Below are 13589 nucleotides of genomic sequence, written 5' to 3' on the forward strand. Positions count from 1 at the left end.
CTGGGTGAATTCAATATTTCCACTCCCGCATATAACTCGTCTATGACCCCTTAGAAGTAGTTCAGCGGACCTGAATCAGACTACTGGAGGCGAGCAATTATCTGAGTGTCTTCTTCCTCGATCTTGACGAGACCGTCGTCAGCGAGGTCGGAAAGGAGACCACGCAGCCACTCTCGCCCGTGCTCCCCATCGGGAGTGTAATCCACTCGGATCCGATGACCAAGCGTGTCCAGATCCATCTCGTCGTGTTCGCCGAGAAGTCGAACGATCCGACCCCGGAACTGGCGACGGCTTCCCTCGAAGCTCGGTTGGGTTGGCACGTCAGGCGCGGTAAAGTCGCCGGTCTGGTACGCGTGACACCACTCACGCCACGGGCAACTTGCCTCGTCACACCGTGGTTTCTTCCCGCAGGCGACGCCGCCGAGTTCCATAATCGCGTTGTTCCAGATTCGGGACTCTCCGGCCGGCATAAGGGCGTTCGCAACGGTTTCGTAGTCCGGATCGTCCGCATTATGGATTTCTGCAAACGCGCGGTACAGCACCCGCTTCACGTTGGTGTCGACGACCGCGTCGCCGTTGTCGAACGCGAACGACGCCACCGCGTTGGCGGTGTACGGGCCGACGCCCATCAGTTCCTGTAGCTCGTCAGGCGTCTCCGGGAACGCGCCGCCGTACTCGGACTCGACCTGACCCGCCGCCTCGTGGAGGTACTTCGCGCGGTTGTTGTACCCCAGCGAGTGGTCGGACCAGAAGGCGACCACGTCGGCGCGGTCGGCCGCCGCGAGGTCGGCGGTCGTCGGCCACTCGTCGAGGAAGTCCTCCCACGCCGGCACGACCCGGTCGAGCTGGGTCTGCTGGCTCATCACCTCGCTGACGAGGATCTCGTAGGCGTCCTCCGTGCGCCGCCACGGGAAGTCCCGGTGGTCGGCCTCGTACCAGTCGACGAGCGCGCCGCGGACCGCGCCGAGGTCGGCCGGGAGGCCCGGCGCGTCCCCGCTGCCGCCGTCTGTCCCCCCGCCGTCCGCCTCGTGGTCGCCGCCCGAGGCGGCCTCGGAGTCGTCGCTCGCGTCCGCGGCCGCGGCGTCCGAATCGGTCATATTTCCGGTCCGGCCGGCGGCGGCTTATCGGTGCTGGTCCCGGTCGGCGCGGGTCGGCGCGGCCGTTCGCGGGTCGCGGTCGGGACCGGGGTACTCCCCGCCGACCGCCTCCGGGTAGAGCTTCGCCGGGTCGAACACCGTCGCGAACGCCCGCGGCTCCCGGACGCTCACGGGCAGGCGGTCGCGCAGCCCGGCGGCGGCCCGCGGCCCGGTCAGCGCGGGGTCGAGGCTCACGACCTGCATCGCGCCGCCCCGGTACGCGGACGCCAGCGCGGGGTGATCGCCCGCCGGCTGGGCGACCGGCTCGCGCCACGCCTCGACGACCGCGCGCCAGTCGGCCGCCAGTTCGGGGTCCGCGAGCGCCGCGATCACCGCCTCGGCGTCGTCGAGCAGCCGGTCGCTGGCGACGAGGGTCGTCCACGCGTGCGACCGGAGGCGATCGAGGGTGTCGCGGGCGGCCCCGCCGACGAGGAGGTCCGCGGCGAGCGCGCCCGCGTCGACGACGACGCGGGCCGGCTCCGGATCGAGGGGATCGGCGACCGCGCCGTCGCCCGCCCCGTCCCCCGCGTCGCTCCCGCTGTCGCCGCCGCTCTCGTCGTCCTCGGCGTCCGCGGTCGCCGTCGAGCGCACCTCGTCGAGCGCGCGTCGCACGTCCGCCTCGTCGACGTCGCCGCCGACCGCTGCCGCGCGGTCGAACAGGTCGTCGAAGGTCATGCCAGACCGTCGGTGCCCCGGCGGTATCGTCCTTGCGGCCGCGGCGCGGTCGGCGACCCCCGCCCCGGAGGTCGGTCGACGCCTCGGAGGTCGGTCGACGCCCCGGACGTTATCGGTCGCCGCGCCGAAGGGGGCGACGTGAGCGACCGACCACCAGACGACCCGACCGTCGCCGTCCCGCAGACGCCGGTCGACGACCTCGACGTTGAGGCGAACGTCGACCGGTTCCGGAGCCGCGCCGCCGCGCTCCCCCCGTCCGTCGACCTCGTCGTCTTCCCCGAGTACGCGCTCACGGGGTTCGCGGCCGACGAGCGCCTCCGGACGGCCGCGCTCCCGCGGGCCGAGGCGCTCGACCGGCTCGAAGCGGTCGCGGCCGCCGCCGACGCGGCCGTGATCGCGGGGTACGCGGAGCGCGAGGGGGAGACCGTGTACAACGCGAGCGCGTACGTCCCGCCCCCGGACCGGCCCCCGACCGAGGACCGTGGATCGGGCTCCGTCTACCGCAAGCGACACCTGTGGGACGAGGAGGGCGAGTGGGTCGAGCCGGGCGAGGAGCGCGTCGTCGTCGAGACCGCCGCCGGCTCGACCGGCCTGCTGACCTGTTACGACCTCAACTTCGTCGCGGAGAGCGCGTGGTTCGCCGAGCGCGCGGTCGACGCGCTCGCCGTCGTCGGGGCGTGGCCCGCGGACCACGCCGCGAACTGGAGGCTCCTCCTCCGGGCCCGCGCGCTCGACGGCGTCAGGTGGGTCGTCGGTGCCGGTCGGACCGGGACCGCGGGCGGCGAGCGCGCCCCCGCCGACGCCGCGTACGCCGGCAACTCCCTCGTCGCCCGACCGGACGGGGCGGTCGCGGCCGAACTGGACCGGGGGGCGACGACGCTGACCGCGACGCTCGACCGCGACACGCTCGCGACGCAGCGGGACCTCGTCGGGGCCGTGGACGACGCGTAGAAAATAATTTTGTTAATCTCGAAAGAGTAGTTTCCACAGTAGGAACCATTAAGTGGGTCGCGCGCGTATGTATGATTGAAATGAGTACCCAGAAGCAGGCCCGTCAGCGGTACGGCGACGTTCACGAGAGCGAAGCGCTCCGCGTCCCCGAGGAGAAGGCCGAACAGCTCGTCGACGCGCTCAACAGCGATCTGGCGGCGACGTACGTGCTCTACCACCAGATCAAAAAGCACCACTGGCTCGTCGAGGGCGCTGAGTTCCTCGGCATCCACGAGTACCTCGGCGAGGTCGCGGCCGACCTCGAGGAGGGCGCTGACGTGCTCGCGGAGCGCGCGCAGGCGCTCGGCGGCGTGCCCCTCTCCGGCGGCGCGAACTACGAGGAACACGCGCCGGTGACTCCCGAGGACGCCGACGCCTACGACATCCGCACGTCGCTGGAACACGACCTCGAGATCTTCGGCGACATCACCGAGCAGCTCCGCGAGCACGTCCAGCTCGCCAACAACCTCGGCGACTACAACACCGAGGAACAGCTCCGCGAGATCCTCGAGACCGTCGAGGAACACGGTCACCACATCGAGCACTACCTCGAAGATGACACGCTCGTCACGAGCGAAACGCTCGAATAGACCGACCCCGACGGGCCACCGCGACCCGATCGAACGCTGACCGCTTTTTCGACCGAACTCCCGATCCCGAAGAGAGCGCTCGCCGCGCAGATTAATCGAGGTCCGGCGTCCGCTCGCCGGCGGGGATCACGATCTCCAGCCAGTTCTCCTCCGGCGGGAGCGGACAGGAGAACGTCTCGCTGTACGCGCAGAAGGGGCTGTACGCGAGGTTGAAGTCGACGGTGACGGTGTCGCCGTCGGAGAGGTCCCGCTCGGGCGCGAGCTCCATGTACCGACCCTGATGGTAGGTCTGCTGCCCCGTCGTCTTGTCGCGGAAGGGGACGAAGATCGCCCCGTCGTCGCCCTCCTGTCGGTACCCCGCGAGCGTGTGTTCCTCGCCGCCGACCTCGAACGCGAAGGTGACGACCCGGAGGTACCGGACCGGGTTGCTCGCGGTCGTCTCCATCTCGACCGGCTCCGGCTCGTCGTGGACGGTGACGGTCGCCTCCACGCGGTAGGTCGGGTCCGGCTCGAAGTAATTGAGCCCGTCGAACTCGTCGCGCTGCTCCGGCGGGATCGGCGACTGCTGGTGCTCGGCGAAGAACTCATCTTTCTCCCGGCGGTTCGCGCGGAGCCGCTCGGCGTAGTCGTCGCTCATACGCGGCCGAACGGTCGCCCGCGGTTTCAGGGCCGCGGTTCGGCGGTCGGACCGGCCGAGACCGGGGGCGTCGGTCCGGTGGGGACCGAGGGCGTCGACGCGGGCGACACCGGCGGACCCGTCGCCGCGCTTACAGCGCTTGGAGGTCCGCGAGGCAGTCGTCGAGGTCGCGGTTGGAGGTCGCCAGCGACACGCCGTCGACGCGGGCGAGATCGGCCGCGTGGTCCCACAGGTCGCCGTCCTCGATGCCGTGGAGGACGACTGCGTTCGGCGTCGGGCTGACGACGCGGAGCGCGACGAGCGGAGACTCGCCGCGGGTCACCCGCGTGAACACGAGCGCGCGGTTCGTCGACTGGCCGTACAGCCGGTAGAACTCCTCGCTGGAGAGTCGCGTGATCGCCTGGATCGAGTCGATGACGGTGTGACCGTTCACGTGGTCGTGGTCGCCGCGGACGATCTCCGTCGCGCCCATCGCCTCGTAGAACTCCTCTAGGGGGACCGCCGTCGAGTACTCGCGGAGGTCGTGGACGATGTCGCTCTCGAACCCGGCCGAGAGCACCCGGGCGTGCTGCCGGAGCCGCCCGCCGCCGCGCCGCTCGTCGATGTCGAGGAGGCCGTCGACGGTCCGGCGCACGACCCCGATCCCGGGGCTCTCGCGGCGACCGCTCTCGTAGTCGGAGATGACCGACGAGGAGACGCCGAGCTGGTCGGCCAGCTCGGTCTGGGAGACGTCGAAGTCGGTCCGCCACTTCCGGAGGGTCGCCCCCGGGTCGTCGCTGAGCGTTATCTCGCCGGCGATCCGGCGGGAGAGCTCCTCGCGTGCGTCGCTCATACCGCGAATTGAGTACCGAACGCCGCAAAAGGCTACCGAAAGCGGGGTTCGTCGCGCGTCGACATCGAGGGGCCGCCGGGAGCCGTCCTCGCGCATCCGACCGCCGTCCGCGCGTTTTCGAACCCCGTCCGGCTCGTCCGCGAACCGAGCGTCACTCCAGGTACAGCGAGTAGACGATGACGCCGAACCCCACGGCCGTGAGGAGGCCGTCGACGGCGATCCCGACCGCGAGGTCGGCTCCGATGATCTGGTGGGAGACGCCGCCCAGCAGCGCCCCCACGGTGACGATGCCGAAGCCGACGCCGAGCTCCCGCAGCGACCGGTCTCCGGTCCGGTCGTACGCGCGGAGCGCGTAGTAGGTGATACTGCCACCGAGCACCAGGATGGCTGTCTTTGCGGCGATGATAGTCAGGTCGATGTACGGATTCATGTTTCCTCTCGTAGCTCAGACCACAGGTCTGCCAGTCGCTCGTCTCGGGTCCGTTCCGGCCGGGAGAACTCCACGTCGAACTCGCGGCGGTCCTCGTCGTTCTCCGCGCCGTCGTCGACGGAGACGGTGACGGCGTCGAACGACACCGAGTACCGCGTCGTGTGTTGCCCGTCCCGTCGGATGTCGGTCGACTCCGACAGCAGGGAGGCGTCGGTGAGCATCTCCAGTTTCCGGTAGGTCGTCGACAGGGGGATGTCGCACTCCTCGGAGAGCTCGCTCGCGGTCTTCGGCTCGGTGAGCGCCGCGACGATCCGACGGGCCGCGTCGTCGGCCAGCGCGTCGAGCACCTCGTCGACCGACGGCGGCTCCGGGTCTCGCGACGGGTCCCGCACCATGCGTGACGGTTCGGCCCGCCGAACTTAAAGGATCGAAAATCGTCCGGCGACGGTCGCCGCGTCGTCCGACGACGGCCGCCGCGGCCCTCGCCGCGCCCCGGCCTCGGCGAAGGGTCGCGATGCCGCCCGCTTTTGTGTGGCGGTGTCGTACGCCGTACCGATGGACTCGTGGAAGCGTCGCGTGGTGTTGTACGTCGCGTTCCTCGGCGTCGTGATCACGTTCACCGCGCTCACCTACCGATGGGGGATGCGCGTGTTCGAGAGCGACCCGCGCACGCTGATCGAGTCGTTCCAGTTCGCGATCGAAATGTTCACGACGACCGGCTTCGGCGGAGACTCTTCCGACTGGCAGACCCAGGAGATGCACGCGTTCATCGCCGTGATGGACTTGGTCGGCATGGTGCTTCTCATCGGCGCGCTGCCGGTCGTCGCCACGCCGCTCCTCGAATCCGCGTTCTCCACGACCGTCCCCCGATCGCTTCAGGACGACGCGACGGGGCACGTCGTGGTCTGTTCCGACACCACGCGCTCCGACGCGCTGCTCGACGAGTTCGAGTCCGAGGGCGTCCCGTACGTGGTCGTCGAGCCCGACCCCGACCGCGCGCTGGCGCTGTACGAAGACGGCCACAGGGCGATCCGCGCGGACCCCGAGACGACCGCGGGGCTGGAAGGGGCCGGCCTGGGGTCGGCCCGTGCGCTGGTCACCGACGTCTCCGACCGCGTGGACGCGAGCATCGTCCTCGCCGCGAAGGAGCTGTCGACCGACGTCCGCGTCATAAGCGTCGTCGAAGACCCGAGCCGCGAGCGGTACCACCGGCTCGCCGGGGCCGACGAGGTGCTCTCCCCGCGGTCGCTGCTCGGCGAGAGCCTCGCCTCGAAGGTGACGACGGCCGTGCGGACCGACCTCGACGAGGCGGTGGCGATCGGCGAGTCGCTCCGGATCGCGGAGGTGTCGGTCCACCACGGGAGCGGCCTGGCGGGGTCGACGCTCGCCGGCAGCCGGATCGGCGAGCGGACCGGCGTCGACGTGATCGGCGCGTGGTTCAACGGGGCGTTCGAGGCGGCACCGTCGCCGGACGCGACGCTGTCGGCCGGCACCGTCCTGCTCGTGTCCGGGACCGAGGGACAGGTGGAGCGGCTCGTCGACCTGACCAACTCCGCGGCGCGGCGGTTCGGCGCGGGCGAGACGATCGTTGTCGGCCACGGGCAGGTCGGGAAGTCCGTCTCCAACGCGCTCGAGGCCGCCGACCTCCCCGTCACCGTCGTCGACCGGGAGGACGGCGAGGCGGTCGACGTCGTCGGCGACGCGACCGACCCGGAGACGCTGCGGGCGGCCGGGGTCGCCGACGCCCAGACCGTCGTCCTCGCGCTCCCGGACGACGCGACCGCCGAGTTCGCGACGCTCGTGGTCCGCGATCTCGCGCCGAACGTGGAGCTACTGGCGCGGGTCGCGGACCCGGAGAGCGTGCCGAAGATGCACCGCGCCGGCGCGGACTACGTCCTCTCCCTCTCGCTCGTGACCGGGCGGATGTCGGCGTCGGCGGTCCTCACCGACCGGGACGTGCTCTCCTTGGACACGCACGTCGAGGTCGTCAGGAGCGAGACGCCGACGCTGGTCGGCCGGACCATCGGAGAGGCCTCCGTCCGCGAGCGGACCGGCTGTACCGTCATCGCGATCGAGCGGGGCGACGAGCTCGTCACCGACGTGGGCCCGGAGACCCGGATCGAGCGGGGCGATGAGCTCGTCGTCGCGGGCACCGACGAGGGCGTCCGGGCGTTCGAGCGCGCGTTCGCCTGATCCCGTCCCTCGCGCGCGGCGCGCCCCGCGGTCCCCGTCGAGACGGCCGCGCCGGGACGAGTCGAACGCTTCAAGTATTCGCTGGCTGTTCGTATCCGTATGAAAGACCAGGGACGCTCCACGCGCAAGCGCACCGGCGGCCGACTCAAGCACGCCTCGAACAAGAAGCGCCACCAGCTCGGCCGCGAGCCGGCCGAGACCACGGTCGGCGAGACGCGCCTCCAGTACATCGACGCCCGCGGCACGGACAAGAAGGTCCGCGCGCTCTCGACGAACGTCGCGCAGGTCGCCGACGGCGGCGAGGTCAGCGAGGCCGAGATCGAGAACGTCGTCGACAACCCCGCGAACGTCAACTACGCCCGCCGGAACATCGTCACCAAGGGCGCGGTCATCGAGACGTCCGCCGGCCGCGCGCGCGTCACCTCGCGACCCGGCCAGACCGGTCAGGTCAACGCGGTCCTGCTCGACTGAGTCCGCGTCCGCCTTTCTGAAGGTATTTGTCCCCGCCGCACCACCACCGACGCGTGTACCTCGGCGTCGACGAAGCCGGCAAGGGACCCGCGCTCGGACCGATGGTCGCGGCCGCGGTGATCGCCGCCCCGTCGAGCCTCCCGGCCGACGTGGACGACTCCAAGCGAATCGCGCCGGACAGGCGCGAGGCGATGGCCGCGGCCCTCGACGAGGACCCCGAGGTCGCCGTCGGCGTCGCGCGCGTCGAGCCGGCGGAGATAGATCGTCCGGACACCGACATGAACACGCTCACCGTCCGCGGACAGGCGCGGGCGGTCCGGGCCGCGCTCGCCGACCGCCCCGCCGGGATCGGCGAGCCGGTCCGCGTCGTCGCGGACGCGGGCGACACCAGCGAGGAGCGGTTCGCGCGGCGGCTCCGCGAGTTCGTCGCGGCGGGCGAGGACGGAGACCGAGCGGAGGGGGGCGACCCTGTTCCCGCGGTCGACGTGACCGCCGCGCACGGCGCGGACGCGGACGACCCGCTCGTCGGTGCCGCGAGCGTCGTCGCCAAGGTGACCCGCGACGCCGCGATGGCGACCGTCGACGCCGCCTACCCCGAGTACGACGACGTCGGCAGCGGCTACCCGAGCGACCCGGCCACCCGGTCGTTCATCGCCGCCTACGTCGGCGACCACGGGCGGCTGCCGGACTGCGCGCGCGAGTCGTGGGCAACCTGTGAGGACGCGCTGGCGGCCGCCGAGCAGTCGGGGTTAGACGAGTTCTGAGTTCCGAACTGAGGAGGTCGCGGCGCGGCCTTTTCAGACCAGTCCGGCGACGAGGCCGCCGACCGCCCCGACGAACGCCTCCCACACCGAGAAGCCGGTCGCGATCGACAGGACGGTGTCCGCGCCGAAGAAGGCGAAGAGCAACGCGGAAGCGAGGTGCGCGAACCGCATGTCGACGCGCCCGGCGAACTTGTGGAAGAAGTACGCGTTCGCGAGGCTCACGGGGATGATCGCGAGCATCTCGCCGGCCCAGATTGCGGAGGTCGCCCCGTACTGGGCCGCCAGCCCGATGGTGACGAGCTGCGTCTTGTCGCCGAACTCCCCGGTCGCGGTGAGCGCGAAGATCGGGAGGAAGCCGCCGAGCGACCCCGAGTACCGGTCGAGCCGCCCCGGCAGCGAGAGGTCGTCGAACGCCGCCAGCCCGCCGTCGGTGCGCTCCTCGCCCGTCCCGCCGCTCGCCGCCCCGCGCGACGGGGCGGAGCGGTACAGCAGGACCGCGAAGACGAAGAACAGCACCGCGGTCACGACGTTGAGCGCGAGCGGCGGCAGCGCCGACTGGAGCGCCTGCCCGAACGCGATCTCGACCGCGGTCCAGCCGGCGAACGCGGTGCCGGCGGCCGCGACGACGATCTTCGGGTCGTACTTCGTCGCGAGTCCCGCAATCATGAGCTGGACCTTTTCGCCCGGCAACACGGCGAGCTGGGCGGCGAACGCGATGACGAGGATCTCGGCGTAGCCGGTCATGCGTCACCCGCCTCCTGCCCGTCGGCCGCCGCGGTCGACTCCGCGGCGCGGTGGACGTACACGCGGTCCGCGACCGCCTCCGGCAGCCCGTGTTCGTCCCCGTCGTCGGTCCGGACCGTGACCAGTCCGAACGACGTGATCTCGGCGACCTCGACGGTCGTTCCGGGCGTGATGTCGGCGTCGACGAGGAACTCCAGCACGTCCGGGTCGCGGTCGCTCACGCGGACGACCGTCCCCCGCTCGCCCGGCTCCAGCGCCGCGACGAGCATCGTCCCGGAGTCCTCCGGCGTCGACAGGTCCGCCGGGGGGATCGGGTCCCCGTGAGGGTCGGCGGCGGGGTAATCGAGGAGGCGTTCGACCCGCCGGGTGAACTCCTCGCTGACGTGGTGTTCGAGCGCGTCGGCCTCGTCGTGGACCTCCGTCGGCTCGTAGTCCAACTGCTCGGCGAGGAACGACTCGATGAGTCGGTGTCGGCGCACGACCTCCAGCGCGGCGACCTCGCCGGCGGGCGTGAGTTCGACCCCCTTGTACTTCTCGCGGGAGAGCAGCCCGCGGTCGGCGAGCGTCTCGACCATGCTCGTCACGGTCGCGGGGGTCTTCTCCAGCGATTCCGCGATCTGCGATGTGGAAACGGGGGGACCGCCCCGCGACTCGATCCGGTAGATCGCCTTGAGATAGTCCTCGACTGTGTCGGTGGGCATGGACGGTTTTGACCGGTCTAAATTAATAGTTTGTCGGACCGTCTCCCGACTCGTGAGGCACGCCGCTTTTCGTCCGACCTGAACGACGAACGATGGATTCGCGCCGACGTGCGCGACAGAACTGATCGATCGTCACATCGACTCGGGGACGCGAGGCGGACGGCGGCCGTGAGACCGGTCGTCGGGTGGGTGACACGGCGGCGGGAGGGGTGACAAGCAGGAGGAGCGACGGCAGGAAAAAGTGAAAACAGAAAGAGCGACGGAAGAAAGGCGTGAGCGGGGGGACGGAAGAGGGGCGCGAGCGGAGCGGCGGTGAGGCGTTCGGAGCGGGCTACCCCCTCCGGTCGCCGATCACCTGACCGTCAGGAGGCGGCGGAGGATGTCGCCGTACGCGGGGCGGGTGACCAGCACGCCTATCAGCACGCCGAGGATGGTGAAGATGGCGAACCCGGAGAGGTCGCCGAGCGAGAGCACCATCAGCGGCGACATCGCGATGACGGTCGTCGCCGCGGCCGCGCCGATGACCCAGAAGGCCTGTCGGAACCGCGAGTCGAACACGGTCCGGGAGCTCACGTCGCCCTCGCTCATCACCTGATCGGCGATGATGACGAGGTCGTCGACGCCGGTCCCGACGACCGCGATGAAGCCCGCGATCACCGAGAGTTCGAGCGGGTAGCCGAGCAGGGCGGCGAAGCCGAGCAGCGCGTACACCTCGGCCAGCGCCGTGACGATCATCGGCAGGGCGACGCGCGGCTCGCGGTAGCGGAGGAACACCATCCCCGCGACGGCGAGCACCGAGAGGAGCCCGATGACGAGCGAGTACGTCCGGAAGTTCTCCCCCTGCGAGGCCGAGATGGACGAGGAGGTCCCCTCGCCGCTGATGTCGAGGTCGGCCGGGAGCGCGCCGGCCCGGAGGTTCAGCGAGATGGTCTGGGCCTCGCTGAACTCGCCGGTCGTGAGCCGGAACCGCCCGGTCTCCGCCCACGAGCCGGCGGCCATGTCGTCCGCGAGCCCCGAGTCCATCCCGAAGGAGTTGACGACCTCGTCGTTGACGACGAGCAGCAGGCACGGGTTCCGCTCGCCGGAGAGCGAGCCGTTGGCGTACTCACACCGGTCGGCCCGGGTCTCGTACGCGTCGGGGAAGCCGCGCTGGACCACGGCGTCTTGGAAGGAGAAGGCGGGGGACTGACCGTCCTCGTCGGTGTTGCGGACCGTGACCGGGACGTACGACCCCGTGCCCTGGTCGCTCTGCGTGGCGGTCCCGATCTCGTCGAAGTTCTCCTGGACCAGCACGCTCTCGTCGACGGCGGTCCGGTTCCCGTCGGCGTACGCGATGTCGATCCGGACGGTCCCGCGCTCCTCGAGGAGGTCGACCACGTCCTGTCGACCCTCGCCGGGGACTTCGACGAGGATGAAATACTCGCCGGTGATCGACTGGACCTGCTGGACGCTGCCGCCCGAGAGCCCCGCCTCGTTGATCTTCCCCTGGATGACGTTCATCGTCTCGTCGCGCGTCTCCTGCGTGACGCCCGAGCGAACGTCGCCGTACGCGTACCCGCTGGCGTCCATCGCCCGCCTGAACTGGTCCTCGGTGACGGACGCCTCCGTGACTTCCACGGCGCTCTCCCCGGGAACCGCCCCGACGTTCCGCGCCGAGGCGTTGTCGAGTTCGGCCGCAACCGTCTCCGCGACCGTCGTCGGGCTGTCGCCGCCGAACTCGACGTCGGTCGCGGTGTAACCCGACAGCGGCGCGCGGACCCGCGTCCCGCCGGCCAGGTCCAGCCCGTACTGGAGGTTCGTGATCCCCTCTCGGGCCTCGCTCACGTCCTCGCCGGGAGCCGGCTCCGGCCCGAATCCGGGGGCGAAAAGCGCCACCGTGGCACCGATCACGACGACGACGAGGAGCAGGATCCGCCAGTTCTCCTTGATCGGTTCGAGCATTACCGCGCCACCCCCTCGAACTTGTGCCAGCGAAGCAACGAGACGTTCATCAGGTACGTGTTCATCAGGTCGGCACACAGTCCGACCGAGAGGATGATCCCGATGTCACGGAGGAGGCCGATGCCGAACGCGGCGGCGACGACCGCCATCACGATCATCGCCGCGATGGAGGTGAGCGTCATCGTCACCCCGGTCCGCATCGCGCGGCTCACCGACTCGTAGAACGCGCCCGTCCGGCGCAGCACCGAGTCGTTCAACAGGATGTCCGAGTCGACGCTGTACCCGATGATCATCAGGAGCGCCGCGATCGTCCCGAGCGTCATCTGGATGCCGAGCAGGTTCATCGCCGCGATCGGGATCACCAGGTCGGAGAACGCGGACGCCACGACCGCGATCGAGGGGACGAACGTCCGGAACAGCGCGAACACGAGCACGCTCATCCCGAGGAAGGCGAGGGCCACGCCGAAGAGGGCGGTCCGCGCGGTGTCGCTCGCGAAGCTCGGCGACACTTGGTCGACCGCGGTCGTGGTCAACCCCGCCGCGTCCGCCTGGTCTTGGAGGTCGTTCGCGAGCCCCTCCGGGTCGTCCTCGGCCGCTTGGAAGGTGACCACCACGACGTCGTCGCCGGGGATCGCGCGGGTCGAGTCCGGCTCCCGGTCGAACGCCGTCTGGATCTGCTGTTCGACGTTGTCCCCGTCGTCGGCGATCCGCAGTTCGACGCCGCCGGTGAACTCCAGTCCGAGATTCGCCGGGGCCCCGGTGGCGACGAACCACCCGCCGATGATCGCCAGCGCGAGGACCAGAAACGCGAGCGGCACCGCCGCAAGCTGCCGGTTTGTGTAGTCGGTGTAGTCGACTTCCGGCACCTCGATCGCTACCATAATCACCGCTTCCCCCGCGGGCGCGAATAAGCCTTCTTATCTGGTGAGCCGCGACGGCGTCGTGCGCGCTCTGACCGCCCGCGCTACGGGAGGTATCGCACCGCGACGACGCCCGGCTCCGACCGGATCTCGACGCGGTTCACGCCCAGCCGGGCCGCCCGCGAGAGCGTCCCCTCGCGGTCGTCGATCACGTCCGCGACGGCGTCCTCCGTCTCCGACTCCGGCGGCGTCAACACGTGGACCTCGCCGACCCCGGCGCGCGGCTCCCGGGACAGCTCTCCGGTCGGCGTCTCCGCGGCCAGTTCGCGCTCGTGGACGGTCGGCGGCTCCGGGCTCTCCTCGATCGACAGCGGGCGACGTTCCGCGACCTCGATCACCTGATAGGTGACCTCCATCGGCGGGTCGGGGGCGACGGTCGCCTCGACGGCGTCGTCGACGTCGAGTCCGGGGTTCGAACTCAGCGTGTGGACCTGCCCGTCGTGGACGTCTTTCAGTACGGCTGAGTCGCTCTCGATGTGCGTGACGAGGAACGTGCTCTCCTTCTCGTCGGTCATTGTCTCCGGTAGACGCTCGGGCGACTTCCGGCTTTCGAGGCGCGGCGGGG

General features: G+C 70.5%; 16 protein-coding genes. 5 read left to right on the forward strand and 11 right to left on the reverse strand.

From position 1 onward, the window contains the following. Positions 1 to 80: 80 nt before the first annotated feature. Both NAF06_RS09095 and NAF06_RS09100 read right to left on the reverse strand, forming a co-directional pair. Positions 81 to 1097, reverse strand: a complete 1017-nt coding sequence (locus tag NAF06_RS09095) for an HhH-GPD family protein (RefSeq protein WP_008584084.1) — start codon at positions 1095 to 1097, stop codon at positions 81 to 83. A 24-nt stretch (positions 1098 to 1121) separates the two neighbouring features. Continuing rightward, positions 1122 to 1811 carry a DUF7384 family protein gene (locus tag NAF06_RS09100; RefSeq protein WP_008584082.1) on the reverse strand — a complete coding sequence of 230 codons (690 nt, stop codon included), beginning with the start codon at positions 1809 to 1811 and terminating at the stop codon, positions 1122 to 1124. Positions 1812 to 1949: 138 nt separating this feature from the next. Here NAF06_RS09100 and NAF06_RS09105 point away from each other — a divergent pair, with 138 nt between their 5' ends. Together NAF06_RS09105 and dpsA are read left to right on the forward strand one after the other, a co-directional pair. Next, the gene (locus NAF06_RS09105; protein WP_008584079.1) at positions 1950 to 2762 is read left to right on the forward strand and encodes a carbon-nitrogen hydrolase family protein; all 813 of its coding nucleotides are present in this window, start codon (positions 1950 to 1952) and stop codon (positions 2760 to 2762) included. Positions 2763 to 2842: 80 nt separating this feature from the next. Further along, positions 2843 to 3391, forward strand: a complete 549-nt coding sequence (gene dpsA, locus NAF06_RS09110; RefSeq protein ID WP_008584078.1) for a DNA starvation/stationary phase protection protein DpsA — start codon at positions 2843 to 2845, stop codon at positions 3389 to 3391. Positions 3392 to 3482: 91 nt separating this feature from the next. Here dpsA and NAF06_RS09115 read toward each other — a convergent pair whose 3' ends face one another. The 4 genes from NAF06_RS09115 to NAF06_RS09130 all read right to left on the reverse strand — a co-directional run bounded on the left by NAF06_RS09115 (position 3483) and on the right by NAF06_RS09130 (position 5685). Then, on the reverse strand, positions 3483 to 4028 hold the full coding sequence (locus NAF06_RS09115) for a DUF1684 domain-containing protein (RefSeq protein WP_008584076.1): 546 nt from the start codon (positions 4026 to 4028) through the stop codon (positions 3483 to 3485). A 130-nt stretch (positions 4029 to 4158) separates the two neighbouring features. Continuing rightward, complete coding sequence (locus NAF06_RS09120; RefSeq protein ID WP_008584073.1) at positions 4159 to 4860, reverse strand: helix-turn-helix domain-containing protein; 702 nt, start codon at positions 4858 to 4860, stop codon at positions 4159 to 4161. Positions 4861 to 5011: 151 nt separating this feature from the next. After that, the gene (locus NAF06_RS09125) at positions 5012 to 5290 is read right to left on the reverse strand and encodes a DUF7521 family protein (RefSeq protein WP_008584071.1); all 279 of its coding nucleotides are present in this window, start codon (positions 5288 to 5290) and stop codon (positions 5012 to 5014) included. Continuing rightward, the gene (locus NAF06_RS09130; RefSeq protein WP_008584069.1) at positions 5287 to 5685 is read right to left on the reverse strand and encodes an ArsR/SmtB family transcription factor; all 399 of its coding nucleotides are present in this window, start codon (positions 5683 to 5685) and stop codon (positions 5287 to 5289) included. Before NAF06_RS09130 ends, NAF06_RS09125 begins: the two co-directional genes overlap by 4 nt. A gap of 160 nt (positions 5686 to 5845) precedes the next feature. Here NAF06_RS09130 and NAF06_RS09135 point away from each other — a divergent pair, with 160 nt between their 5' ends. The 3 genes from NAF06_RS09135 to rnhB all read left to right on the forward strand — a co-directional run bounded on the left by NAF06_RS09135 (position 5846) and on the right by rnhB (position 8718). After that, on the forward strand, positions 5846 to 7483 hold the full coding sequence (locus tag NAF06_RS09135; RefSeq protein ID WP_008584067.1) for a potassium channel family protein: 1638 nt from the start codon (positions 5846 to 5848) through the stop codon (positions 7481 to 7483). Positions 7484 to 7582: 99 nt separating this feature from the next. Then, positions 7583 to 7954 carry a 30S ribosomal protein S8e gene (locus NAF06_RS09140; RefSeq protein WP_006630482.1) on the forward strand — a complete coding sequence of 124 codons (372 nt, stop codon included), beginning with the start codon at positions 7583 to 7585 and terminating at the stop codon, positions 7952 to 7954. A gap of 53 nt (positions 7955 to 8007) precedes the next feature. Further along, positions 8008 to 8718: a ribonuclease HII gene (gene rnhB, locus NAF06_RS09145; RefSeq protein ID WP_008584063.1), complete on the forward strand. Its 711-nt coding sequence runs from the start codon at positions 8008 to 8010 to the stop codon at positions 8716 to 8718. Between the two features lie 33 nt (positions 8719 to 8751). On the opposite strand, the gene NAF06_RS09150 is transcribed toward rnhB, so the two are convergent. From NAF06_RS09150 to NAF06_RS09170, 5 genes are all read right to left on the reverse strand, one after another. After that, on the reverse strand, positions 8752 to 9462 hold the full coding sequence (locus tag NAF06_RS09150; protein ID WP_008584061.1) for a TMEM165/GDT1 family protein: 711 nt from the start codon (positions 9460 to 9462) through the stop codon (positions 8752 to 8754). Beyond that, the gene (locus NAF06_RS09155; protein ID WP_008584059.1) at positions 9459 to 10163 is read right to left on the reverse strand and encodes a metal-dependent transcriptional regulator; all 705 of its coding nucleotides are present in this window, start codon (positions 10161 to 10163) and stop codon (positions 9459 to 9461) included. Before NAF06_RS09155 ends, NAF06_RS09150 begins: the two co-directional genes overlap by 4 nt. Positions 10164 to 10514: 351 nt before the next feature. Next, positions 10515 to 12104 carry a preprotein translocase subunit SecD gene (locus NAF06_RS09160; protein WP_008584056.1) on the reverse strand — a complete coding sequence of 530 codons (1590 nt, stop codon included), beginning with the start codon at positions 12102 to 12104 and terminating at the stop codon, positions 10515 to 10517. After that, complete coding sequence (secF, locus tag NAF06_RS09165; RefSeq protein ID WP_008584054.1) at positions 12104 to 12985, reverse strand: protein translocase subunit SecF; 882 nt, start codon at positions 12983 to 12985, stop codon at positions 12104 to 12106. The genes NAF06_RS09160 and secF overlap by 1 nt, the downstream gene beginning before the upstream one ends. A gap of 83 nt (positions 12986 to 13068) precedes the next feature. Then, a complete protein-coding gene (locus NAF06_RS09170; protein ID WP_008584052.1) occupies positions 13069 to 13539 on the reverse strand; it encodes a DUF5812 family protein in 471 nt (156 codons plus the stop codon). Positions 13540 to 13589: the final 50 nt, after the last annotated feature.

It is taken from the genome of Halorubrum hochsteinianum, assembly GCF_023702125.1.
Taxonomy (GTDB): Archaea; Halobacteriota; Halobacteria; order Halobacteriales; family Haloferacaceae; genus Halorubrum; species Halorubrum hochsteinianum.

What these genes read in the sequence shown, in the direction of transcription:
- NAF06_RS09125 (WP_008584071.1), bottom strand. Translation starts at nt 5,290, where the DNA reads ATGAATCCGTACATCGACCTGACTATCATCGCCGCAAAGACAGCCATC.
- NAF06_RS09160 (WP_008584056.1), bottom strand. Translation starts at nt 12,104, where the DNA reads ATGCTCGAACCGATCAAGGAGAACTGGCGGATCCTGCTCCTCGTCGTC.
- NAF06_RS09140 (WP_006630482.1), top strand. Translation starts at nt 7,583, where the DNA reads ATGAAAGACCAGGGACGCTCCACGCGCAAGCGCACCGGCGGCCGACTC.
- NAF06_RS09100 (WP_008584082.1), bottom strand. Translation starts at nt 1,811, where the DNA reads ATGACCTTCGACGACCTGTTCGACCGCGCGGCAGCGGTCGGCGGCGAC.
- secF (WP_008584054.1), bottom strand. Translation starts at nt 12,985, where the DNA reads ATGGTAGCGATCGAGGTGCCGGAAGTCGACTACACCGACTACACAAAC.
- NAF06_RS09120 (WP_008584073.1), bottom strand. Translation starts at nt 4,860, where the DNA reads ATGAGCGACGCACGCGAGGAGCTCTCCCGCCGGATCGCCGGCGAGATA.
- NAF06_RS09170 (WP_008584052.1), bottom strand. Translation starts at nt 13,539, where the DNA reads ATGACCGACGAGAAGGAGAGCACGTTCCTCGTCACGCACATCGAGAGC.
- NAF06_RS09135 (WP_008584067.1), top strand. Translation starts at nt 5,846, where the DNA reads ATGGACTCGTGGAAGCGTCGCGTGGTGTTGTACGTCGCGTTCCTCGGC.
- NAF06_RS09130 (WP_008584069.1), bottom strand. Translation starts at nt 5,685, where the DNA reads ATGGTGCGGGACCCGTCGCGAGACCCGGAGCCGCCGTCGGTCGACGAG.
- NAF06_RS09150 (WP_008584061.1), bottom strand. Translation starts at nt 9,462, where the DNA reads ATGACCGGCTACGCCGAGATCCTCGTCATCGCGTTCGCCGCCCAGCTC.
- dpsA (WP_008584078.1), top strand. Translation starts at nt 2,843, where the DNA reads ATGAGTACCCAGAAGCAGGCCCGTCAGCGGTACGGCGACGTTCACGAG.
- NAF06_RS09115 (WP_008584076.1), bottom strand. Translation starts at nt 4,028, where the DNA reads ATGAGCGACGACTACGCCGAGCGGCTCCGCGCGAACCGCCGGGAGAAA.
- NAF06_RS09095 (WP_008584084.1), bottom strand. Translation starts at nt 1,097, where the DNA reads ATGACCGATTCGGACGCCGCGGCCGCGGACGCGAGCGACGACTCCGAG.
- NAF06_RS09155 (WP_008584059.1), bottom strand. Translation starts at nt 10,163, where the DNA reads ATGCCCACCGACACAGTCGAGGACTATCTCAAGGCGATCTACCGGATC.